Origin of the sequence: Streptomyces sp. NPDC005263 (assembly GCF_042872365.1) — a bacterium.
GTDB lineage: Bacteria > Actinomycetota > Actinomycetes > Streptomycetales > Streptomycetaceae > Streptomyces.
Genome location: NZ_JBIAKJ010000008.1, coordinates 62,069 through 84,794, shown reverse-complemented (window position 1 = coordinate 84,794; position 22,726 = coordinate 62,069). Strand labels below are relative to the sequence as shown.

18 protein-coding genes are annotated in these 22,726 nt (G+C 70.6%); 12 read left to right on the top strand and 6 right to left on the bottom strand.

Annotated elements, in window-relative coordinates:
* Positions 1–22 precede the first annotated feature (22 nt).
* Positions 23–892 (bottom strand): LysR substrate-binding domain-containing protein, encoded by an 870-nt coding sequence (locus ACFYRY_RS31565; RefSeq protein ID WP_389153193.1) that lies wholly within the window; start codon positions 890–892, stop codon positions 23–25.
* Between the two features lie 162 nt (positions 893–1,054).
* On the opposite strand from ACFYRY_RS31565, the gene ACFYRY_RS31560 reads away from it, so the two are divergent.
* A complete protein-coding gene (locus ACFYRY_RS31560) occupies positions 1,055–2,062 on the top strand; it encodes a bile acid:sodium symporter family protein (RefSeq protein ID WP_389153897.1) in 1,008 nt (335 codons plus the stop codon).
* Positions 2,063–2,224: 162 nt separating this feature from the next.
* Here ACFYRY_RS31560 and fdhD read toward each other — a convergent pair whose 3' ends face one another.
* Genes fdhD through ACFYRY_RS31535 form a run of 5 tightly spaced genes read right to left on the bottom strand, consistent with a single transcriptional unit; the run spans position 2,225 to position 8,708 of the window.
* Positions 2,225–3,073, bottom strand: a complete 849-nt coding sequence (fdhD, locus tag ACFYRY_RS31555; protein ID WP_389153190.1) for a formate dehydrogenase accessory sulfurtransferase FdhD — start codon at positions 3,071–3,073, stop codon at positions 2,225–2,227.
* Positions 3,074–3,080: 7 nt separating this feature from the next.
* Positions 3,081–3,941 carry a 2Fe-2S iron-sulfur cluster-binding protein gene (locus ACFYRY_RS31550; protein WP_389153187.1) on the bottom strand — a complete coding sequence of 287 codons (861 nt, stop codon included), beginning with the start codon at positions 3,939–3,941 and terminating at the stop codon, positions 3,081–3,083.
* On the bottom strand, positions 3,938–5,770 hold the full coding sequence (locus tag ACFYRY_RS31545) for an NAD(P)H-dependent oxidoreductase subunit E (RefSeq protein ID WP_389153186.1): 1,833 nt from the start codon (positions 5,768–5,770) through the stop codon (positions 3,938–3,940). Before ACFYRY_RS31545 ends, ACFYRY_RS31550 begins: the two co-directional genes overlap by 4 nt.
* Positions 5,771–5,774: 4 nt before the next feature.
* Positions 5,775–7,700 (bottom strand): molybdopterin oxidoreductase family protein, encoded by a 1,926-nt coding sequence (locus ACFYRY_RS31540; RefSeq protein ID WP_389153183.1) that lies wholly within the window; start codon positions 7,698–7,700, stop codon positions 5,775–5,777.
* 36 nt (positions 7,701–7,736) lie between these two features.
* Complete coding sequence (locus ACFYRY_RS31535) at positions 7,737–8,708, bottom strand: 2-dehydropantoate 2-reductase (RefSeq protein ID WP_389153180.1); 972 nt, start codon at positions 8,706–8,708, stop codon at positions 7,737–7,739.
* A 230-nt stretch (positions 8,709–8,938) separates the two neighbouring features.
* On the opposite strand from ACFYRY_RS31535, the gene ACFYRY_RS31530 reads away from it, so the two are divergent.
* The 11 genes from ACFYRY_RS31530 to ACFYRY_RS31480 all read left to right on the top strand — a co-directional run bounded on the left by ACFYRY_RS31530 (position 8,939) and on the right by ACFYRY_RS31480 (position 22,711).
* Positions 8,939–10,273 carry an OFA family MFS transporter gene (locus tag ACFYRY_RS31530; protein WP_389153177.1) on the top strand — a complete coding sequence of 445 codons (1,335 nt, stop codon included), beginning with the start codon at positions 8,939–8,941 and terminating at the stop codon, positions 10,271–10,273.
* Positions 10,242–10,376 (top strand): hypothetical protein, encoded by a 135-nt coding sequence (locus ACFYRY_RS31525; protein ID WP_389153174.1) that lies wholly within the window; start codon positions 10,242–10,244, stop codon positions 10,374–10,376. The genes ACFYRY_RS31530 and ACFYRY_RS31525 overlap by 32 nt, the downstream gene beginning before the upstream one ends.
* A 147-nt stretch (positions 10,377–10,523) precedes the next feature.
* A complete protein-coding gene (locus ACFYRY_RS31520) occupies positions 10,524–11,471 on the top strand; it encodes a beta-ketoacyl-ACP synthase III (RefSeq protein ID WP_389153171.1) in 948 nt (315 codons plus the stop codon).
* A 153-nt stretch (positions 11,472–11,624) separates the two neighbouring features.
* Positions 11,625–12,302, top strand: coding sequence for a GntR family transcriptional regulator (locus tag ACFYRY_RS31515; RefSeq protein WP_389153168.1), 678 nt, complete (start codon positions 11,625–11,627; stop codon positions 12,300–12,302).
* Between the two features lie 340 nt (positions 12,303–12,642).
* Positions 12,643–13,824: an ROK family protein gene (locus ACFYRY_RS31510; protein WP_389153166.1), complete on the top strand. Its 1,182-nt coding sequence runs from the start codon at positions 12,643–12,645 to the stop codon at positions 13,822–13,824.
* A 134-nt stretch (positions 13,825–13,958) separates the two neighbouring features.
* Positions 13,959–15,476 carry a sugar ABC transporter ATP-binding protein gene (locus tag ACFYRY_RS31505; protein ID WP_389153163.1) on the top strand — a complete coding sequence of 506 codons (1,518 nt, stop codon included), beginning with the start codon at positions 13,959–13,961 and terminating at the stop codon, positions 15,474–15,476.
* Entirely contained in the window at positions 15,473–16,492 is a 1,020-nt protein-coding gene (locus ACFYRY_RS31500) for an ABC transporter permease (RefSeq protein ID WP_389153160.1), read from the top strand. The genes ACFYRY_RS31505 and ACFYRY_RS31500 overlap by 4 nt, the downstream gene beginning before the upstream one ends.
* 17 nt (positions 16,493–16,509) lie before the next feature.
* Positions 16,510–17,568 (top strand): substrate-binding domain-containing protein, encoded by a 1,059-nt coding sequence (locus ACFYRY_RS31495; protein WP_389153157.1) that lies wholly within the window; start codon positions 16,510–16,512, stop codon positions 17,566–17,568.
* A 256-nt stretch (positions 17,569–17,824) separates the two neighbouring features.
* Entirely contained in the window at positions 17,825–19,081 is a 1,257-nt protein-coding gene (locus tag ACFYRY_RS31490; protein WP_389153155.1) for a Gfo/Idh/MocA family protein, read from the top strand.
* A 14-nt stretch (positions 19,082–19,095) separates the two neighbouring features.
* Positions 19,096–20,112: a sugar phosphate isomerase/epimerase family protein gene (locus ACFYRY_RS31485; RefSeq protein ID WP_389153152.1), complete on the top strand. Its 1,017-nt coding sequence runs from the start codon at positions 19,096–19,098 to the stop codon at positions 20,110–20,112.
* Between the two features lie 82 nt (positions 20,113–20,194).
* Complete coding sequence (locus ACFYRY_RS31480) at positions 20,195–22,711, top strand: PQQ-dependent sugar dehydrogenase (RefSeq protein ID WP_389153895.1); 2,517 nt, start codon at positions 20,195–20,197, stop codon at positions 22,709–22,711.
* The last annotated feature ends 15 nt before the right edge of the window (positions 22,712–22,726 follow it).

Genomic DNA, 22,726 nt, shown 5'->3' with positions numbered 1-22,726 from the left:
GACGGGACTTTCGCAACACGCCCTAGACCCCCCGCCGCTGCAAGCGCTCCCCGCCCGCCAGGATCGCCGCCGCCAGGGCGTCCGCCGCGCTCTGGGCCGAGGGGCGGCGGTGGCCGTGGACCAGGACGAAGTCGACGTGGCCGAGTTCCGGAAGCTCTGCTCGCTCCGGTGCCCGCACCAGGCCCGGCGGGATCAGTCCCCGGGAGTGGGCCATCACGCCGAGGCCCGCGCGGGCCGCCGCGATCAGGCCGTTGAGGCTGCCGCTGGTGCAGGCGATGCGCCAGGCCCGGCCCTGCCGTTCCAGGGCCTCCAGGGCGAGCGCCCGGGTGATGCCGGGCGGCGGGTACACGATCAGCGGCACCGGACGGTCCGCGTCCAGCCGCAGTCGTTCCGCGCCGATCCACGTCAGTTCGTCGCGCCACACCAGGCGGCCGTGCGGGTCCTCGGGACGCCGCTTCGCCAGCACCAGGTCCAGTTTCCCGGCCGCCAGTTGCTCGTGCAGCGTGCCCGACAGCTCGACCGTGAGCTCCAGGTCGACCTCGGGATGGTCGTAGCGGAAGCCCTCCAGGATCTCCGGCAGCCGGGTCAGCACGAAGTCCTCCGACGCGCCGAAACGCAGCCGGCCGCGCACCCGGGTCCCCGTGAAGAACGCCGTCGCCTGCTCGTGCACCGCGAGGATCCGGCGGGCGAAGCCGAGCATCGCCTCGCCGTCCTCGGTCAGCTCCACCGAGTGCGTGTCGCGGCTGAACAGCTGTCGCCCGGTGGCGTCCTCCAGGCGGCGTACGTGCTGGCTGACCGTGGACTGGCGCAGGCCGAGGCGCCGGGCGGCCTGCGTGAAGCTGAGCGTCTGGGCCACCGCGAGGAACGTACGCAGCTGGGACGGGTCGTACACCCGCTCAGGCTATCGCGGAACATGATGACAGTCAGAGTGGTATGCCGGATTCCCGATCAAGGGTCGGAGGAGGACGATGGAAGGGGCCCCTCCGGGCCTCCGCACACGCACAGGACAATCAGCAAGTGGAGCACCGTGAAACGCCTGCGATGGCCGAGTTGGATGCCGATCGACCCCTACATCCTGCTGTTGCTCGGGACGGTGGGTCTCGCGGCCCTGTTCCCCGCGCGCGGGACGGGCGCCGACGTGGCCTCCGGCGCGTCCACGGCCGCCATCGCCTTCCTCTTCTTCCTCTACGGCGCCCGGCTGTCGACCCGTGAGGCCTTGGACGGGCTCAAGCACTGGCGGCTGCACGTCACGGTGCTGGCGTGCACCTTCGTCGTCTTCCCGCTGCTGGGAATGGCCGCCCGCGGACTCGTGCCGGTGTTCTTGACCCATCCGCTCTACCAGGGCCTGCTCTTCCTCACCCTGGTCCCGTCGACCGTCCAGTCGTCGATCGCGTTCACCTCGATGGCCCGCGGCAACGTGCCGGCCGCGATCTGCGCGGGCTCCTTCTCGTCCCTGGTCGGCATCGTCGTCACCCCGCTGCTGGCCGCCGCGCTGCTCGGCGGCGGTACCGGCGGTTTCTCGGCCGACTCGCTCCTGGAGATCGTGCTCCAGCTGCTGGTGCCGTTCCTCGCGGGGCAGCTGCTGCGCCGCTGGATCGGAGGGTTCGTCACGCGGCACAAGAAGGTCCTCGGCCTGGTCGACCGCGGCTCGATCCTCCTCGTCGTCTACGCCGCGTTCAGCGAGGGCATGGTCCAGGGCATCTGGCACCAGGTGAGCCCCGTCCGGCTGGGCGGACTGCTGGTCGTCGAGGCCGTCATGCTCGCCGTGATGCTGGCCCTGACCTGGTACGGCGGCAAGGCGCTGCGCTTCGGCCGGGAGGACCGGATCACGATCCAGTTCGCCGGCTCGAAGAAGTCCCTCGCCTCCGGCCTGCCTATGGCCAGCGTCCTGTTCGGCGCGCAGGCCTCGCTGGCCGTGCTGCCGCTGATGCTCTTCCACCAGATGCAGCTGATGGTGTGCGCGGTCATCGCCAAGCGCCGCGCGCGCGATGTGCCCGAGGAGGAAACCGCGTCGGCGCCGGCGTCAGGGTCGCGCCCCGCGGTCGGGACACGCTCCGGCTGAGCCGCGCCGCGGCGCCGGTGCGCCCGGCCGGCTCCCGACGCGGCCGGGGCCACCGGCCGCGGGGCCGGACCGGCCGCCGCCCGGACTGAGGCGGGGCCCCTGCGGCGCAGGGGGCGCTCCCCGCCGTCCGGGGCCCCGCCGCCGTGTCGCGGGGAAGGCCGGTCAGCCCTGGGCGGCCGCGGCCCGCAGGGCGATGCGGTCCTCGCCCGCGTACACGTTCATGGAGCTGCCCCGCAGGAATCCGACCAGGGTCAGGCCCGTCTCGGCGGCGAGGTCCACCGCCAGGGAGGAGGGCGCGGACACCGCCGCGAGCATCGGGATGCCCGCCATCACGGCCTTCTGCGCCAACTCGAAGGACGCCCGGCCCGACACGAGCAGGATGGTGCGGGACAGCGGCAGGTCGCCGTTCTGAAGGGCACGGCCGACCAGCTTGTCGACCGCGTTGTGCCGGCCCACGTCCTCCCGGACGTCGACCAGTTCCCCCTCCTCGGTGAACAGGGCCGCCGCGTGCAGCCCCCCGGTCCGGTCGAAGACCCGTTGGGCCGCGCGCAGCCGGTCGGGGAGTCCTGCGAGCAGTTCCGGGTCGACACGGACCGGGGGAGTGTCGGAGATGGGCCAACGGGCCGTCGTACGGACGGCGTCGAGGCTCGCCTTGCCGCACAGTCCGCAGGACGAGGTGGTGTAGACGTTCCGTTCGAGGGTGATGTCGGGTATCACCACGTCCGGAGCGGTCCGCACGTCCACGACGTTGTACGAGTTCGACCCGTCCACCGTCGCGCCCGCGCAGTAGACGATGTTCAGCAGGTCGGACGCGGCGGCCAGCACCCCCTCGCTCACCAGGAAACCGGCGGCGAGCGCGAAGTCGTCGCCCGGCGTGCGCATCGTGATCGCCAGTGGTTTGCCGTTGAGACGGATCTCCAGCGGTTCCTCCGCGACGAGGGTGTCCGCGCGGCTGGAGACCACCCCGTCCCGGATCCGGATCACCTTGCGTCGTTCCGTGACTCGTCCCATGTCCTGATCAGCCCCGGTTCTGTACGTGCTGGTAGCCGAAACGGCCCTTGATGCAGAGATTGCCGTGGGTCACCGGGTTGTCGTGCGGTGAGGTGACCTTCACGATCTCATTCTCCTGCACGTGCAGCGTCAGGTTGCAGCCCACTCCGCAGTACGCGCACACCGTGGTCGTCTCGGTCTGTGCCGACTCGTCCCAGGTACCCGCCGCCCGCATGTCGAACTCCGACTTGAAGGACAGCGCCCCCGTGGGGCACACCTCGATGCAGTTGCCGCAGTAGACGCACGCCGAGTCGGTGAGCGCGGCATCGTGCTCGACGGCGATCCGGGCGTCGAAACCGCGTCCCGTGACGGAGATCGCGAAGGTGTTCTGCCACTGGTCGCCGCAGGCGTCCACGCACTTGTAGCAGAGGATGCACTTGTCGTAGTCGCGCACGTACAGCTCGTTGTCGACCCTCGGCTGCTCGTCGAGCCGCGCCGCGTCCGGCCCGAAACGGTCCGGCTTCGCCTCGTACTCCTTGATCCAGTCGGCCACCTGCGGAGTCGTCGACAAGTCGACCGAGGAGGCGAGCAGTTCCAGGACGATCTTGCGGCTGTGGCGGGCCCGTTCGGTGTCGGTCCGTACCTCCATGCCGGGCTCGGCCGTGCGGGAGCAGGCCGGGACCAGTGTGCGTGAGCCCGCCACCTCGACCACACAGACACGGCAGGCGTTCTTCGGGGCGAGGGTGTCGCCCTGGCAGAGGGTCGGGATGTCCTTCCCGGCCGCCCGGCAGGCGTCGAGGATCGTCGTGCCCTCGGGCACCCGGGCCTCCTCCCCGTCGATCGTGAACTCCAGCAGACGGCGGGGAATCCCCAGCGGTGTCACGGTCATTCGTACGCCCCCAGACGGTCGATGGCGGATTCCACGGCGTTCCACGCGGTCTGCCCCAGACCGCAGATGGAGGCGTCCCGCATCGCGCGGCCCACCTCCCTGAGCAGGGCGATGTCATCGGCCGCGGCGGCGCCCGTGCGGTCCACGATCCGGCGCAGCGCCTCCTCCTGCCGCACCGTTCCGACCCGGCACGGCACGCACTGCCCGCACGACTCGTCGCGGAAGAACTCGGCGACGCGGAGCAGCAGCCGGGGCAGCGGGATGGTGTCGTCGAAGGCCATCACCACCCCCGAACCGAGCGTGGTGCCCGCCTCCCGGGTGCCTTCGAAGGTGAGCGGGATGTCCAGTTCGTCCGGTCGTACGAAACCGCCGGCCGCCCCGCCGAGCAGCACCGCCCGCAGCCCCCCGCGCACCCCGGCGAGGGCGAGCAGCTCGCCCAGCGTCGCACCGAACGGCAGCTCGTAGATCCCGGGCCGCTCCACACTGCCGGACACGCAGAACAGCTTCGGCCCGGTGGAACGCTCCGTGCCGATCGCCGCGTAGGCCGGGGCGCCCATGGTGAGGATCGGCAGCACGTTGACGAGCGTCTCGACGTTGTTCTCGACCGTGGGCTTGCCGAACAGGCCCTTCTCGACCGGGAACGGCGGCTTCGAACGCGGCTCGCCGCGGCGGCCCTCGATCGAGTTGAACAGGGCGGTCTCCTCACCGCAGATGTACGCGCCCGCGCCGCGCCGGATCTCGATGTCGAAGGCGTAGCCCTGGCCGAGGACGTCGTCGCCGAGCAGACCGCGGGCGCGCGCCTGGTCGAGCGCGTGCCGCATCCGGCGGGTCGCCCGCGGGTACTCACCGCGCAGGTAGAGGTAGCCCCGGTGCGCGCCGGTCGCGTACCCCGCGATCGTCATCGCCTCCACCAACGCGTACGGGTCGCCCTCCATGAGCACCCGGTCCTTGAAGGTGCCCGGCTCCGACTCGTCGGCGTTGCACACCACATAGTGCGGATGGTCGGGCTGGGACGCCGTCGCCTGCCATTTGCGGCCGGTGGGGAAGGCGGCGCCGCCCCGCCCGACCAGGCCGGAGTCGGTCACCTCGCGGATCACCCCGGCGGGACCGAGCTCGAAGGCCCGGCGCAGCGCGGTGTAGCCGCCGTGGGCGCGGTAGTCGTCGAGACTCGCGGGATCTACCACGCCGACGCGGCGCAGCAGGGTCAGTGACGGGTCGCCCGACTGCGGCACCGCCATCGCCGCCGCCGGCTCCTCGGGGGCCGAGTCGGGTGCGCTCGCGGCGAGTACGGCCTCCGCCACGGTCGCCGGCGCCGAGACCGCCGTACGCACCGGATCGCCGGCCTTGACCGCGAGTGCCGCCGGAGCCCGTTCGCACAGGCCCAGACACGGGCCGCGCTGCACGGCGACGCCGCTGCCGGGGCCCAGCCGGGACTCGATGCCGGCGCACAGCTCGGACGCCCCGGCCGCCGCGCACGCCAGGTCCGTGCACACGTGCAGCACGGTCGCGGGCCGGGGCCGGACGGAGAACATCGCGTAGAAGGTGGCCACCCCGTAGGCCTCCGCCGGTGGCACCGTCAGCCGCCGGCACAGATAGTCCAGGGCGCCCTCGCTGATCCAGCCGACCCGGTCGTTGATCGCGTGCAGCCCCGGCAACAGCTGGTCGCGGCGGTCCCTGGCCGCGTGGCCGCCACGGGCCCACCTCAGGTCGGCGGCCCTCATCTCATCCCGGTCGGCCCCCTCCCAGGAGGAGTCGGGCGGGCCCAGCAGCGCGTCGACCGCCGCCCTCTCCTCGTCCGTCGGTTTGCTGTCCCCGAAGTGCAGGTCCACTGCCTCACCTCACGTAGGTCACGACCGGAAGCTTCTCGATACGGATCGCCGACGCCTTGAACTCCGCCGTCCCCGCGATCGGACAATTGGCCTCGATCGTCAGCTGGTTGGTGTCCACCTCGTCGGGAAAGTGCATGGTCATGAAGGCCAGCCCGGGCCGCAGTGCGGTGTCGATCCACACCGGCGCCACGACCGCGCCGCGCCGCGAGCTGACCCGCACCTGCTCACCGACCACGACGCCGTACCGCTCGGCGTCCTCCGGGCACAGTTCGACGAACTCGCCGCGCCGGAGCGGGGACGCGAAACTCCCGCTCTGGACACCGGTGTTGTAGGAGTCGAGCCGTCGGCCGGTGGTCAGCCGGATCGGGTACTCCTCGTCGGTGAGGTCGACCGGCGGATCGTGCTGGACGAGCCCGAAGGGGGCGCGCCGGCCGCGTTTGTCAGGGTCGGACTCCCACAACCGGCCGTGCAGGTACGTCGGTTCGATCCGGTCGGTGTCGGGGCAGGGCCATTGGATGCCCTGGTGCTCCTCCAGCCGGTCGTACGTCATGCCGTAGTGGTCCGGGGAGACCGAGCGCAGCTCGTTCCAGACGGCCTCGGAGTCGGCGTACTTCCACTCGTGGCCGAGCCGTGCGGCCAGCTCGCAGATGATGTCGATGTCCTCGCGCGCCTCACCGGGCGGGGTGAGGGCCCGGCGGACCCGCTGCACGCGCCGCTCGCTGTTGGTGGTGGTGCCGTCGGTCTCGGCCCACCCCGCGGTGGCGGGCAGCACGACGTCCGCCAACTCGGCCGTCCGGGTGAGGAAGATGTCCTGCACGACGAGGAAGTCCAGCTGTTTCATGCGCCGCACGGCCTGCTCGCTGTCGGCCTCCGACTGTGCCGGGTTCTCGCCGACGCAGTAGACCGCCTTGAGCGTGCCCTCCTCCATCGCCTCGAACATCTCGGTCAGGTTCATGCCGTAGTGGGGCTGGATGACGGTGTCCCACGCGGCCTCGAACTTCCGCCGGGTGCCGGGGTCGAGGATGTCCTGGAAGCCGGGCAGCCGGTTGGGGATGGCGCCCATGTCGCCGCCGCCCTGCACGTTGTTCTGCCCGCGCAGCGGCTGCAGCCCCGAGCCGTACCGGCCGACGTGTCCGGTCAGCAGGCAGAGGTTGATCAGCGCGCGGACGTTGTCGGTGCCGTTGTGGTGCTCGGTGATGCCGAGGGTCCAGCACAGCTGGGCGCGCTCGGCGCGGGCGTAGGCGTGCGCCAACTCCCTTATGGCACGCGCGGGTACGCCGGTCACCTTCTCGGCGAGTGACAGCGTCCACGGCTCGACCAGCGCCTTGTACTCCTCGAAGCCGGAGGTCGCGCGCTCGATGAACGCCTCGTTGGCCAGCCCCGCGTGGATGATCTCGCGGCCGATCGCGTGCGCCATCGGAATGTCCGTGCCGACGTTCAGGCCCAGCCAGCTCTCCGCCCACTCGGCGGTGGACGTGCGGCGCGGGTCGACCGCGTACATGCGGGCGCCGTTGTGGACGCCCTTCAGCACGTGCTGGAAGAAGATCGGATGCGCGAAGCGGGCGTTGGATCCCCACATCACGATGACGTCGGTGTGCTCGATCTCCTCGTACGAGGACGTCCCGCCGCCCGATCCGAAGGCGGCGGACAGACCGGCGACGCTCGGGGCGTGACAGGTCCGGTTGCAGGAGTCGACGTTGTTGGTGCCCATCACGACACGGGCGAACTTCTGCGCCACGTAGTTCATCTCGTTGGTGGCGCGGGCGCAGGAGAACATCCCGAACGCGCCGCGTGCCGCCTCGATGCCCCGGGCGGCCCGGTCCAGGGCCTCCTCCCAACTCGCCTGCCGGAACGGCTCGTCGCGGGAGTCCCGGACCAGGGGGTGGGTGAGCCGGGTGTAGGTCTTCGGGGTCCGGTCGCGTTTCCTCACAGTGGGCTCCTCATCCGACGCTCCTCATGGGACGCCTCATGCGGCGCTCCTCAGGGCGAGCAGGTCCGAGATGGCGTGCACGGTGCGCAGGGTGGGCACCTGGACGCCGGTGATCTCCGCCAGTTCGACGACGGCGGCGAGCAGCACGTCGAGTTCCAGCGGCTTGCCGCGCTCCAGGTCCTGGAGCGTGGAGGTGCGGTGGTCGCCGACCCGTTCGGCGCCCGCCAGACGGCGTTCGATGGAGACGCCGACCTCGCAGCCGAGGGCCTCGGCGACCGAGAGCGTCTCGGTCATCATGATCTCGATGACCTGTCGGGTACCGCCGTGCAGGCACATCTGCCGCATGGTGGCGCGGGCCAGCGCGCTGATCGGGTTGAAGGAGATGTTGCCGAGCAGCTTGAGCCAGATGTCGTTGCGCAGTTCGGGCTCGACCGGGCACTTCAGACCGCCGGCTCGCATGGCCTCGCTGAAGGCCAGACAGCGTGCGGAAATGCCGCGGTCCGGCTCGCCGACGGAGAACCGGGTTCCTTCGAGGTGCCGCACCACTCCCGGCCCCGCCAGTTCGGTCGCCGCGTAGACCACGCAGCCGATGGCCCGTTCGGGCGCGAGCACCGCACTGACCGCGCCGCCGGGGTCGACGCTCTCGACGCGGTGGCCGTCGTGGGGGCCGCCGTGCCGGTGGAAGTACCACCAGGGGATGCCGTTCTGAGCGGCGATCACCGCGGTGGAGTCGTCCAGGAGAGGCTCGATCAGCGGCCCGCACGCCGCGTACGAGTTGGCCTTCAGGCCGAGGAAGACGAAGTCGACCGGACCGATCTCGGCCGGGTCGTCGGTGGCGTGGGCGCGGGCGGTGAAGTCACCGCGCGGGCTGAGCACGTGTATTCCGTGCTGCCTCATGGCCGCCAGATGCGGTCCACGGGCGACGAGGTGCACGTCGGCGCCCGCGCGGTGGAGCGCGGCACCGACATAGGCACCGATGGCTCCGGCGCCGAGTACTGCGACTTTCATACGAGGGAGCTCCGTTCGGTCGAGGGTACCGAGGAACTGTCGAACAATGTCGACGAAATATTGTCTACAGTATGGAAGTTGGGGCAGCAAGGGTTCGCGCAGGACCAGCACGACGGGACGGACGAGAAACCGGTCGGTCTGACCGTTCGGCGCGCTCTGGATACCGTTCATCGCAACTCGTCGCCGCGCCGCCTTCTCAACTCGCTGATTCCTACCTACCGTTCGGGATCATGAGTCCCCCAGTCGCACCCCCCGGGTGGAGCCGGTGGCTGGTTCCGCCCGCCGCCCTCTCGGTCCACCTCTCCATCGGCCAGGCCTACGCCTGGAGCGTGTTCAAGCCGCCCCTCGAATCCGCCCTCGGCCTCAGCGGCACGCAGAGCGCGCTGCCCTTCCAGCTCGGCATCGTCATGCTGGGCCTGTCGGCCGCGTTCGGCGGCACGCTCGTGGAACGCAACGGACCGCGCTGGGCGATGACCGTGGCGCTGATCTGTTTCTCGTCGGGCTTCCTGCTGTCCGCCCTCGGTGCCGCCACCGAGCAGTACTGGCTGATCGTCCTCGGCTACGGGTTCGTCGGCGGCATCGGCCTGGGCATCGGCTACATCTCGCCGGTCTCCACGCTGATCAAGTGGTTCCCCGACCGGCCCGGCATGGCCACCGGCATCGCCATCATGGGCTTCGGCGGCGGCGCGCTTATCGCCTCTCCCTGGTCGGCCCAGATGCTGGAGTCCTTCGGCAGTGACAGCTCGGGCATCGCGCTCGCGTTCCTCGTCCACGGCCTCACCTACGCCGTCTTCATGACCCTGGGCGTGCTGCTGGTGCGGGTGCCGCGCACCGAGAAGCCGGTCGAGGGCGCGCCCAGTGCCCTCGCGGGCCCGCAGGTCTCGGCTCGCAGCGCCGTGCGCACCCCGCAGTTCTGGTGCCTGTGGGTCGTGCTCTGCATGAACGTCACCGCCGGCATCGGCATCCTGGAGAAGGCCGCGCCGATGATCACGGACTTCTTCGCGGGCACCTCGACCCCGGTGTCGGTGTCCGCCGCGGCCGGCTTCGTCGCCCTGCTGTCGGCGGCCAACATGGCCGGCCGGATCGGCTGGTCGTCCACCTCCGACCTGATCGGCCGCAAGAACATCTACCGCGTCTACCTGGGCGTGGGCGCCGTGATGTACGCGCTGATCGCGCTGTTCGGCGACTCCTCGAAACCGCTGTTCATCCTGTGCGCGCTGGTCATCCTGTCCTTCTACGGCGGTGGGTTCGCCACCGTCCCCGCCTATCTGAAGGACCTCTTCGGGACCTACCAGGTCGGCGCGATCCACGGCCGGCTGCTCACCGCCTGGTCCACCGCCGGAGTCCTCGGGCCGCTGATCGTGAACTGGATCGCCGACCGGCAGGAGGACGCCGGCAAACACGGCTCGTCTCTGTACGGTATGTCCTTCGTCATCATGATCGGGCTGCTCGTGGTCGGCTTCGTCGCCAACGAACTCGTACGGCCCGTCAACGCCCGTCACCACATTCCCGCGCCGAGGCAGGAGGCCGTCGATGTCCAGCGACAGCAGTCAGAGTCCGCCTGACCGGCGAGGGCTGATCGCCTTCGCCTGGCTGTGGGTGGGCGCACCGCTCGTCTACGGCGTCTACGAGCTCGTACAGAAGGCGACCCAGCTGTTCACCGGGTAACCGTTCGAAAGGTGGTCGGGCGTCCGGGGGGATGACGGAAGTGACAACCTGGGCGCCCGATTCCTGTGGCATCACCTGCCGTCGTACTCGTGGGTCATTGATCAGACTGGTGGATCCCGCTATCTGAGGCAACGAGGGGATCCACCCATGAACGGCTCGCGCATCACCGCCGTCGGTCACTACCAGCCCGCCAAGGTGCTCACCAACGAGGACCTGGCGGGCATGGTCGACACCAGTGACGAGTGGATCAGGAGCCGGGTCGGCATCCGCACGCGCCGCATCGCCGGGCCCGACGAACCCGTCGACGAGCTGGCCGCCCACGCCGCCGCCAAGGCGCTGGCGACGGCGGGCCTCACCCCCGGCGACATCGACCTGGTCCTCGTCGCCACCTCCACGGCCATCGACCGCTCCCCGAACATGGCCGCCCGGGTCGCCGCCCGGCTCGGCATCCCCTCGCCCGCCGCGATGGACATCAACGTCGTCTGCGCCGGGTTCACCCACGCGCTGGCCACCGCCGACCACACCGTCCGCGCGGGAGCGGCGACCCGCGCACTGGTGATCGGCGCCGACAAGATGTCCGAGGTGGCCGACTGGACCGACCGCACCACCTGTGTGCTCGTCGGCGACGGAGCGGGGGCCGCCGTCGTGGAGGCGGCCGCACCGGGGACGGAGCCCGGGATCGGGCCCGTGCTGTGGGGATCGGTGCCCGAGATGGGGAACGCGGTGCGGATCGAGGGGCAGCCCGCGCGGTTCGCGCAGGAGGGGCAGAGCGTCTACCGGTGGGCCACCACCCGGCTGCCGCCCATCGCCCGCCAGGCCTGCGAGCGGGCCGGACTCGCCCCCGCCGACCTCGCCGCGGTCGTCCTCCACCAGGCCAACCTGCGCATCATCGAACCCCTCGCGGAGAAGATCGGTGCCGTGAACGCCGTGGTCGCCCGCGATGTCACCGAATCCGGCAACACGTCGGCGGCGAGCATCCCGCTCGCGTTCTCCAAGCTGGTCGAGCAGGGCGCGGTCGCCGCGGGGGACCCGGTGCTGCTCTTCGGCTTCGGCGGGAACCTGTCGTACGCCGGGCAGGTCGTCCGCTGTCCCTGAGCGCCGCGGAACGTCGAGGTGTGACGAGAACGACTCCCCGTTTCCCTGGCTTCCGTGAGCCGTAGACTGTAGACGAAAGACAATCGATACTGGGTGTCCGATGACACCGGCTTCACAGCTGTGGTGCACGGCCCGCCGAGGAGGGGGACCGCGATGCTGTCGACAGGACTGCCGCAGGGTGCAGTGCCCAAGCTCGAACGACCCGGTCCGCTGCGCGACCGTGTCTACGAGGCGCTGCTCGAACTCATCACCACCCGTGCGCTGCAGCCCGGCCAGCATCTCGTCGAGAGTGAACTCGCCGGACACCTCGGGGTCTCCCGACAGCCGGTGCGGGAGGCGCTGCAGCGGCTGAACACCGAGGGCTGGGTCGATCTGCGGCCCGCCCAGGGCGCCTTCGTGCACGAACCCACCGAGGACGAGGCCGACCAACTCCTCACCGTGCGCACGCTGTTGGAGGCCGAGGCGGCCCGACTCGCGGCCGCGAACGCGGGCAGTGCCGGCGTCGCCGCCCTGGAGGAACTGTGCGCCCAGGGCGAGCGGGCGGTCGCCGCCGACGACGTGGACGGCGCGGTCGCCATGAACGCCCGCTTCCACGCCACGATCATGGAGCTCGCCGGCAACGCGGTCCTCGCCGAACTCGCCGCGCAGGTCGACCGCCGGGTGCGCTGGTACTACACGCCGGTCGCGAGGCAGCGCGGCAGGGAGTCCTGGATCGAACACCGGAACCTGATCGCCGCGATCGCCGAGCGTGACGGGCAGCGCGCCACCGAGCTGATGCGGGAGCACACGGAGCACACCCGCCGTTCGTACCACGCGCGCCAAGGGGCTTAGTTCCTAAGGGAGTTCGACCGCCCGCGGGAGTTCGGCGGTCCGCGGGAGTTCGGCCTGCGGGAGTTCGGCCTGTGGGAGTTCGGTCTCCTGGTGTTCGTGCCTCCGGGGATTCGGCCCTGCGGGTAATTGCCCTCCAGAAGGCGTCTCCGGCGCATCCTGCCGAGCCGTTATTAGAGACACCAGGTCACCGGACCCTCCCGAACACCTTTGTCCTGTGAGTGGAGAAAGTTGGCAGCAATCTGTGCACAGCTTCTTCCCAGGTTCGGCGGTCGCTGCTACGTTCCACTCGAAAGCACGACAGCTGGCGGCCGAATGAGGCGGGGAGGGGCTCGTGAGACGCATGACGGCACGACCCGCGAACACCCACCAGGCCCGGCTGCTGAAGCTGTTGCGCGACGCCGGCCCCAACTCCCGGGCACAGCTGGGAGACCAGGTCGACCTCTCGCGTTCCAAGCTCGCCGTGGAGGTGGACCGACTGCTGGAGACCGGCCTGGTCGTGGCCGACGGACTCGCCGCCTCGCGCGGCGGCCGCCGTTCCCACAACATCCGGCTGGCTCCAAGCCTGCGATTCCTCGGCGTGGACATCGGCGCGACCTCGGTCGACGTCGCCGTCACCAACGCCGAGCTGGAGATTCTCGGTCATCTCAACCAGCCCATGGACGTCCGCGAGGGCCCGGTCGCGGTCTTCGAGCAAGTCCTGTCCATGGCCGCGAAACTGAGGGCGTCGGGGCTCGCGGAGGGTTTCGACGGCGCCGGAATCGGCGTACCGGGACCGGTCCGCTTCCCCGAGGGCGTACCGGTGGCTCCGCCGATCATGCCCGGCTGGGACGGCTTCCCCGTGCGGGAGGCGCTCAGTCAGGAACTCGGCTGTCCGGTCATGGTCGACAACGACGTGAACCTGATGGCCATGGGGGAGATGCACGCGGGCGTCTCACGCTCGGTGGGCGACTTCCTCTGCGTCAAGATCGGTACCGGCATCGGCTGCGGCATCGTCGCCGGCGGTGACGTCCACCGCGGGACCACGGGCAGCGCGGGCGACATCGGGCACATCCAGGTCGTGCCCGACGGACGCCCCTGCGCCTGCGGCAACCGGGGATGCCTGGAGGCCTACTTCAGTGGGGCCGCCCTGGCCCGGGACGCCACGGACGCGGCCCAGCAGGGACTCTCGGCGGAACTCGCGACGCGACTGGAGGCGAACGGCGGCCTCACCGCCGTCGACGTCGCCGCCGCGGCCGCCGCGGGTGACGCCACCTCGCTCGACCTGATCCGTCAGGGCGGCGACCGTGTCGGTCAGGTCATCGCCGGTCTGGTCAGCTTCTTCAACCCCGGTCTCGTGGTGATCGGCGGCGGGGTGACCGGCCTCGGCCACACCCTGCTCGCCGCGATCCGCACCCAGGTCTACCGCCAGTCACTGCCACTCGCCACCGGCAATCTGCCCATCGTGCTGGGGGAGTTGGGCCCCACCGCCGGAGTGATCGGCGCGGCCCGCCTCATCAGCGACCACCTGTTCTCACCCGCATAGCCGCCGACGACGTACGGCCGCACCGGCGTCTCCCATACGGCACACCAGTACCGAGCCATGCTTCGCCCTGCCTGAAAACGCCTGCCCCACAGGCGCCCTGAACCGGCCCGCACGCCAGTCGAGGGGAACCACCCATGGCATCACAACCATCGCTGCTCAGCATGTCCGGCATCACCAAGTCGTTCCCCGGAGTCCGGGCCCTCGACGGCGTCGACCTCGACGTCCAGGCCGGCGAGGTGCACTGTCTGCTCGGCCAGAACGGGGCCGGGAAGTCCACCCTCATCAAGGTCCTGGCCGGCGCCCACCAACCGGACACCGGCACCATCCGCTGGCGCGGCGAGGACGTCACACTCCGCTCGCCGATCGCCGCCATGCGGCTGGGCATCGCCACGATCTACCAGGAACTCGACCTGGTGGAGCACCTCTCCGTGGCCGAGAACGTCCACCTCGGCCATGAACCCACAGCCGCCGGGTTCGTCGTACGGGGCAAGGTCGCACGATCGTCGACGGCGGCGCTGCTCAAGCGACTCGGGCACCCGGAGATCGATCCCACCCGCCTGGTGGGGCGGTTGTCGGCGGCGCAGCAGCAGATCGTGTCCATGGCCCGGGCGCTCTCGCACGACGTACGGCTCATCGTGATGGACGAACCGTCCGCCGCGCTCGACCCGGACGAGGTGGACAACCTGTTCCGGATCGTCGGCGACCTCACCGCCGACGGTGTCGCCGTCGTCTACATCTCCCACCGGCTGGAGGAGATCAGACGGATCGGCGACCGGGTGACCGTGCTCAAGGACGGGCGGGCCGTCGCCGGCGGACTGCCCGCCAAGTCGACGCCGACCCGCGAGGTCGTCGCGCTGATGACCGGCCGCAACGTCGAGTACGTCTTCCCCGACCGGCCCGTGTCCGCCTCGCAGACCCCCGCGGTCCTGGAGGTCGAAGGGCTGGCCCGGGAGGGCGAGTTCGAACCCCTCGACCTGCGGGTACGGCCCGGGGAGATCGTCGGTCTCGCCGGACTCGTCGGCTCGGGCCGCTCGGAGATCCTGGAGACGATCTACGGCGCCCGGCGGCCCACCGCCGGCCGGGTCCTCGTCGACGGTCGCGCGCTGCGGCCCGGCAGCGTGCGCGCCGCCGTCCGCGCCGGCCTCGGACTCGCTCCGGAGGAACGCAAGGCGCAGGCCCTGCTGATGCTGGAGTCCGTCACCCGCAACGTCTCCGTCTCCTCCATGTCCCGCTTCTCGCACGGCGGTTGGATCGACCGGGGCGCCGAGAGCGGGGCGGCCCGGGCCGCGACCCGTGAACTGTCGCTGCGGCCCGACAACCCCTCCGTACCGGTGCGCACGCTGTCCGGCGGCAACCAGCAAAAAGCCGTCCTGGCCCGCTGGCTGCTGCGCGGCTGCCGGGTGCTGCTGCTCGACGAACCGACCCGCGGGGTCGACGTCGGCGCCCGCGCCGAGCTGTACGCCGTCGTCCGTCGACTGGCTGACGAAGGGCTCGCCGTGCTGCTGGTCTCCAGCGAGGTCCCCGAGGTGCTCGGCCTCGCCGACCGTGTCCTGGTGCTGCGCGAGGGCCGCGTCGTCCATACGGCGCCCGCCCGCCACCTCGACGAACACCGCGTACTCGACCTCGTCATGGAAGGAAGCCCCGCGTCATGACGCAGCCCGTCTCCCCGCCCAGGGACAGCACCGACAAGGTGCCGTCGACGAACGACGCCCCGGCCTGGCGGTCCCTCGTGTTCCGCGCCGACGTGCGCACCCTCTCCCTCCTCGGTGTGCTGGCCGCGCTGATCGTCATCGGCGGCATCACCAAGCCCGACGCGTTCCTCGACACCCGCAACCTCCAACTCGTCCTCACCCAGGCCTCGGTGATCGGTGTCGTCACCGTCGGAATGACCTTCGTCATCACCTCCGGTGGCATCGACCTGTCGGTCGGCGCGATCGTCGCCCTCTCCTCGGTGTGGGCGACCACCGTCGCCACCCAGGAGTACGGCTTCGCGGGCATCCTCTTCACCGCGGTGCTCGTCGGTGTCGGATGCGGACTGGTCAACGGCCTGCTGATCGCGTACGGCGGGATGGTCCCGTTCATCGCCACCCTCGCCATGCTGGCCTCGGCCCGCGGCCTGGCCCTCCAGATCACCGACGGCCGCACCCAGATCGTCACCGTCGAGAACATCCTCGACCTCGGCGAGCGCGACTCCTATGTGCTCGGCGTACCGCCGCTGGTGATGGTGTTCGCGGTCGTGACGATCATCGGCTGGCTCGTGCTGAACCGGACCACCTTCGGGCGCCGCACCGTCGCCGTCGGCGGCAACGCGGAGGCGGCCCGGCTGGCCGGCATCGACGTCCGCCGCCAGCGGCTGTACCTCTACCTGCTGTCCGGGCTGTGCTGCGGCATCGCCGCCTTCCTGCTGATCATTCTGTCCGGCTCCGGCCAGAACACCAACGGCAACCTGTACGAACTTGACGCCATCGCGGCCGCGATCATCGGCGGCACGCTGCTCACCGGGGGACGCGGCACCATCACCGGCTCGGTTCTCGGCGTCCTGATCTTCACCACGATCACCAACATCTTCGCCCTGAACAACCTGCAGAGCGACGTCCAGCAGATCGCCAAGGGCGCGATCATCGTCGCCGCCGTGCTGGTCCAGCGCCGTACCGCGAGCACGACCTGAGGAAAGGGTTCACCGCCATGTCAGAGCCGACATTCACGAGCCGCTTCACCAGTCGCAGAGGACTGCTCTTCGGGACCGCCGCGGTCTCCGCCGGTGCCCTCCTCACCGGTTGCACCAGCAACGAGTCGAAGGACGACGAGCCCGCCGCGAACGACCGGCCGGCCGCCGACGACAAGCCCGGCAAGGCCGTCACCATCGGCTTCGCCGGCCCGCAGGCCGACCACGGCTGGCTCAACGCCATCAACGACAACGCCAAGAAGCGGGCCGAGAAGTACTCCGACGTCACCCTGTCGATCACCGAGGGCTCGAACGACACCGCCCAGCAGATCGGGCAGATCGAGACCCTGATCAACAAGAAGGTCGACGTCCTGGTGGTCCTGCCCGCCGACGGCAAGGCCCTCACCCAGGTCGGCCTCAAGGCGATGCGCGCGGGCATCCCGGTCGTCAACCTGGACCGGATCTTCAACACCCCGCAGGCGTACCGCTGTTGGATCGGCGGTGACAACTACGGCATGGGCCTCAGCGCCGGCCGCTACATCGGCGAGAAGCTCAAGGGGAAGTCGAACGCGCGGGTCATCGAACTGGCCGGCCTGGACAACCTGGAGCTGACCAAGCAGCGCACCAAGGGCTTCGACGACGCCTTGAAGAACTACCCCAACATCAAGAAGGTGGCCCGCCAGGCAGCCGACTTCACCGTCGAGTCCGGCCAGGCCAAGATGTCCCAGCTCCTGCAGGCGCAGTCGAGCTTCGACGCGCTGTGGAACCACGACGACGACCAGGGCGTGGGCGCGCTGCGCGCCATCGAGCAGGCCGGACGCGACGACTTCCTGATGGTCGGCGGGGCGGGCGCCCTGTCCGCCTTCCAGGCCATCAAGCAGGACAACGGCGTACTGAAGGCGACCGTCCTCTACCCGCCGACCATGGCCGCCTCCGCGATCGACCTCGCCCGCGCCCTCGGCCAGGCCAAGGGCGTGAGCGGTCTCGCCGAGTACGAGATCCCCTCGTCGATCACGCTCTACTCGGCGGTCGTCGACAAGGACAACGTCGACCAGTACATGTCCACCGGCTTCAAGTGAGGCGTCCCGCCTTAGGGGGTGTCCGCAAAGTCCCGCCTGCCCCGCGACGCCCGGCACGCACTCTCGCCGCACCGGGCGAACACCCGAGTACGACCAGTACGCGGATGTCCGCCCGGCACGCCGAGAGCACGCACCGGACGCCGCAGGGCCCGCCCTTCGGGCGGACGACGCGACTTTGCGGACACCCCCAGGAGCCCGGTTCATCGACGGACCGGGCTGCACCCCCCACCGCGCCACCACGAGGAGGACACCGCGTATGGCACAGCCGCAGCAGTCAGAAGGGGCGGGGGCGAAGCGCCCGCAGACGGCCGAGGCAGCGCGTCCACCGAGGCCTGCGGACGAGAAGCCGTCACTGCGTGTCGGCATGATCGGCTACGCCTTCATGGGCGCCGCCCACTCCCAGGGCTGGCGCACCGCGGGCCGTGTCTTCGACCTCCCCCGCGACCCGGTCCTGTCCGTGATCTGCGGACGGAACGCGACCGCGGTCCGGGCGGCGGCCGACCGGCACGGCTGGGCGGCGACCGAGACCGACTGGCGGGCCCTGCTGGAACGGGACGACATCGACCTCGTCGACATCTGCACCCCCGGCGACAGCCACGCCGAGATCGCCCTCGCCGCGCTGGCCGCCGGCAAGCACGTGCTGTGCGAGAAGCCCCTCGCGAACACCGTCGAGGAGGCCGAGACGATGACCGCCGCGGCCGAGGCGGCCCACCGGCGTGGTCAGGTGGCGATGGTCGGCTTCAACTACCGGCGGGTGCCGGCCACCGCGCTGGCCCGCTCCATGGTCGCCGAGGGCCGCCTCGGAGCCCTGCGGCACGTGCGGGTGACGTACCTCCAGGACTGGCTGGTGGACCCGCAGTTCCCTCTCACCTGGCGGCTGCGCAAGGAGAGTGCGGGCTCCGGTTCGCTCGGTGACCTCGGGGCGCACATCATCGACCTGGCCCAGTACCTGACGGGTGAACAGCTCGCCGGGGTCTCCGCGCTCACCGAGACCTTCGTGCGGGAACGCCCACTGCCCGGCGGGCCGACCAGCGGCCTGGCCGCCGTCTCGGCGGGCGGCGCCGGGCAGGTCACCGTGGACGACGCCGCCGTGTTCACCGGCCGCTTCGCCTCCGGAGCCCTCGCCTCCTTCGAGGCCACCCGCTACGCCACCGGCCGCAAGAACGCCCTGCGCATCGAACTGAACGGCGAGCGCGGCTCGTTGGCGTTCGACCTGGAACGCCTCAACGAACTCTCCTACCACGACGGCACGGAACCCGGAGCGCACGCCGGCTTCCGCCGCATCCTGGTCACCGAACCCGAGCACCCCTACCTGGAGGCCTGGTGGCCGCCGGGCCACGGTCTCGGCTACGAGCACACCTTCGTCCACCAGGCCCGCGACCTGGTGCACGCGATCCACGAGGGGCGCCGCCCCGAACCCTCCTTCGCCGACGGGCTGCAGGTGCAGCGCGTGCTGGCGGCCGTGGAGGAGAGCGCGGAGAAGAACTCCGTCTACACACCCGTCGCGATCTGAGGAGGCGTACGCACATGCCGCGCAGGTTCACGCTGTTCACCGGTCAGTGGGCGGACCTCCCGCTCGAAGAGGTCTGCCGCCTGGCCCGCGACTTCGGCTACGACGGACTCGAACTCGCTTGCTGGGGAGACCACTTCGAGGTCGACAAGGCACTCGCGGACCCCTCGTACCTGGACTCGCGTCACCAGCTGCTCGACAAGTACGGACTGAAGTGCTGGGCGATCTCCAACCATCTGGTCGGCCAGGCGGTGTGCGACGCCATCATCGACGAACGCCACCAGGCGATCCTGCCCGCCCGTATCTGGGGCGACGGCGAGGCGGAGGGGGTCCGGCAACGGGCCGCCGCCGAGATCGCGGACACCGCGCGCGCCGCGGCCGCCTTCGGCGTCGACACCGTGATCGGCTTCACCGGCTCCGCGATCTGGCACCTGGTCGCGATGTTCCCGCCCGTCCCCGAGTCCATGATCGAGCGCGGCTACGAGGACTTCGCCGAGCGCTGGAACCCGATCCTCGACGTCTTCGACGCGCAGGGCGTGCGGTTCGCGCACGAGGTCCACCCCAGCGAGATCGCGTACGACTACTGGACAACGCAGCGCGCCCTGGAGGCCGTTGACCACCGGCCCGCCTTCGGCCTGAACTTCGACCCCTCCCACTTCGTGTGGCAGGACCTCGACCCGGTCGGCTTCCTGTGGGACTTCCGTGACCGGATCTACCACGTCGACTGCAAGGAGGCCCGCAAGCGGCTCGACGGCCGCAACGGACGCCTCGGCTCCCATCTGCCGTGGGGTGACCCGCGCCGGGGCTGGGACTTCGTCTCCGCGGGCCACGGCGACGTCCCCTGGGAGGACGTCTTCCGGATGTTGCGCTCCATCGACTACCAGGGCCCGATCTCCGTCGAGTGGGAGGACGCCGGCATGGACCGGCTCCAGGGCGCACCTGAGGCACTGGCCCGCCTCAAGGCGTACGACTTCGAGCCGCCCTCGGCCTCCTTCGACGCTGCCTTCGGTGGCAACGACCAGGCCAACTCCTAGTTTTTCATTGCGAGTTCCGGGGTGACGGCGCACCCCGGCGCAAGGCACCCGCATGCACAACCGGCCCCTTCTGGAGGCACCCGTGCACACGTACGACGGCACCACCAGCACCGACGGACCCCCGACCCCCAGACGACGCCTGTCCTTCCGCAAGGCGGCCGCCCTGCTCAGCGGGGCCCTGCTGGCGGGCGCGTCCCTCACCCTCACCGCACCGCAGGCCGGTGCGGCCGACACCGGCCCGGCCACGGCACCCACCGCTCCGGCCGCCGCGGCCGAGGACTTCCAGCAGGTCACCCTCGCCAAGGGCGAACCGGAGGTCGGCGAGCCCATGTCGCTCGCCGTCCTCCCGGACCGCTCGGTCCTGCACACCTCACGCGACGGCGAACTCCGTCTCACCGACGCGGCCGGCACCACCCGCCTGGCCGGCAAGCTCGACGTCTACTCCCACGACGAGGAGGGCCTCCAGGGCGTCGGCGTCGACCCGGACTTCACAGAGAACCGTTTCATCTACCTCTACTACGCGCCCCCGCTGAACACCCCCGCGGGAGACGCGCCCGAGACCGGCACCGCGGCCGACTTCGCCCCCTTCGACGGCGTCAACCGGCTCTCCCGGTTCGTGCTGAACACCGACGGCACCCTCGACAAGGCCAGCGAGAAGAAGATCCTCGACATCCCGGCCTCCCGCGGCCTGTGCTGCCATGTCGGCGGCGACATCGACTTCGACGCGGCGGGCAACCTGTACCTGTCGACGGGCGACGACACCAACCCCTTCCAGTCGGACGGCTTCACGCCCATCGACGAGCGAGCGGACCGCAACCCCGCCTTCGACGCCCAGCGTTCGGCCGGCAACACCAACGACCTGCGCGGCAAGATCCTGCGCATCAAGGTGAACGCCGACGGCTCGTACGCGATCCCCGACGGCAACCTCTTCGCGCCCGGCACGGACAAGACGCGGCCCGAGATCTACGCGATGGGCTTCCGCAACCCGTTCCGCTTCAGCGTCGACAAGAAGACCGGCATCCTCTACGTCGGTGACTACGGCCCCGACGCCGGCGCCGCCGACCCGGCCCGCGGCCCGGCCGGACAGGTCGAGTTCGCACGTGTCACCAAGCCGGGGAACTTCGGCTGGCCGTACTGCACGGGCGACAACGACGCCTACGTCGACTACGACTTCGCGACCAAGGCCTCGGGTGCCGCCTTCGACTGCGCCGCGCCGAAGAACACCTCCCCGCACAACACCGGCCTGACCGACCTGCCGCCGGCCCAGCCCGCCTGGATCCCGTACGACGACGGATCGGTACCCGAGTTCGGCACCGGCTCCGAGTCCCCGATGGGCGGCCCGGTCTACCACTACGACCCCGCGCTCGACTCGCCCGTGAAGTTCCCCGAGGCCTACGACGGCGACTTCTTCGCCGGGGAGTTCGGCCGCCGCTGGATCAAGCGGATCAGCAGCGACGACAACGGCACCGTGCAGTCGATCAACGACGTCCCGTGGACCGGCACGCAGATCATGGACATGGCCTTCGGCCCGGACGGTGCGCTGTACGTCCTCGACTACGGCGTGTCCTGGTTCGGCGGCGACGAGAACTCCGCCCTGTACCGCATCGAGAACGCCACCGACGGCCACTCCCCGGTCGCGCAGGCCGCGGCGAACCGCACCTCGGGCCAGGCTCCGCTGCGGGTGACCTTCTCCTCCGCCGGCACGACCGACCAGGACGGCGACGCCGTCACCTACAGCTGGGACTTCGGTGACGGCGGCAAGTCGACGGCGGCCAACCCCACCCACAAGTACACGAAGAACGGCACCTACACGGCGACCCTGACCGCCAAGGACCCGTCCGGTCGCACCGGCAGCGCGAGCGTGCAGATCGTGGTGGGCAACACCGCGCCCCAGGTCACCCTCGAACTCCCCAAGGACGGCCAGCTGTTCAGCTTCGGCGACGCGATCCCGTTCAAGGTGAGGGTCACCGACCCGGAGGACGGCACCGTCGACTGCTCCAAGGTCAAGGTCAACTTCGTCCTGGGCCACGACAGTCACGGCCACCCGATCACCTCGGCCCAGGGCTGCTCCGGCACCCTGCAGACCAGCGCCGACGGCGGCCACGACGACGACGCCAACATCTTCGGGGTGGTCGACGCCGAGTACACCGACGGCGGGGGCGGCGGCCAGGCCGCGCTCACCACGCACGACCAGAGCGTCGTCCAGCCGCGGCACCGTCAGGCCGAGCACTTCAGCGACTCCTCCGGGGTCTCGGCCATCGACAAGGACACCGCGCACGGCGGCAAGACGGTCGGCGACATCAACAACGGCGACTGGATCTCCTTCACGCCGTACGTGCTGAGCAACGCCCAGAAGATCACCGCACGGGTCTCCTCGGGCGGAGCGGGCGGCACGCTGGAGATCCGGGCCGGTTCCGCGCGCGGCACCCTCCTCGGCAAGGCGACCGTCCCGGTGACCGGCGGCTGGGAGACCTTCCAGGACGTCACCGCCAACCTGTCCCGCGCCCCCAGGGGCACCACCACGCTGTACCTGGTCTTCAAGGGCAGCGGCACCGGCGCCCTCTACGACGTGGACGACTTCGTCTTCACCACGAGCTGAGCGGAGGTGATCCTC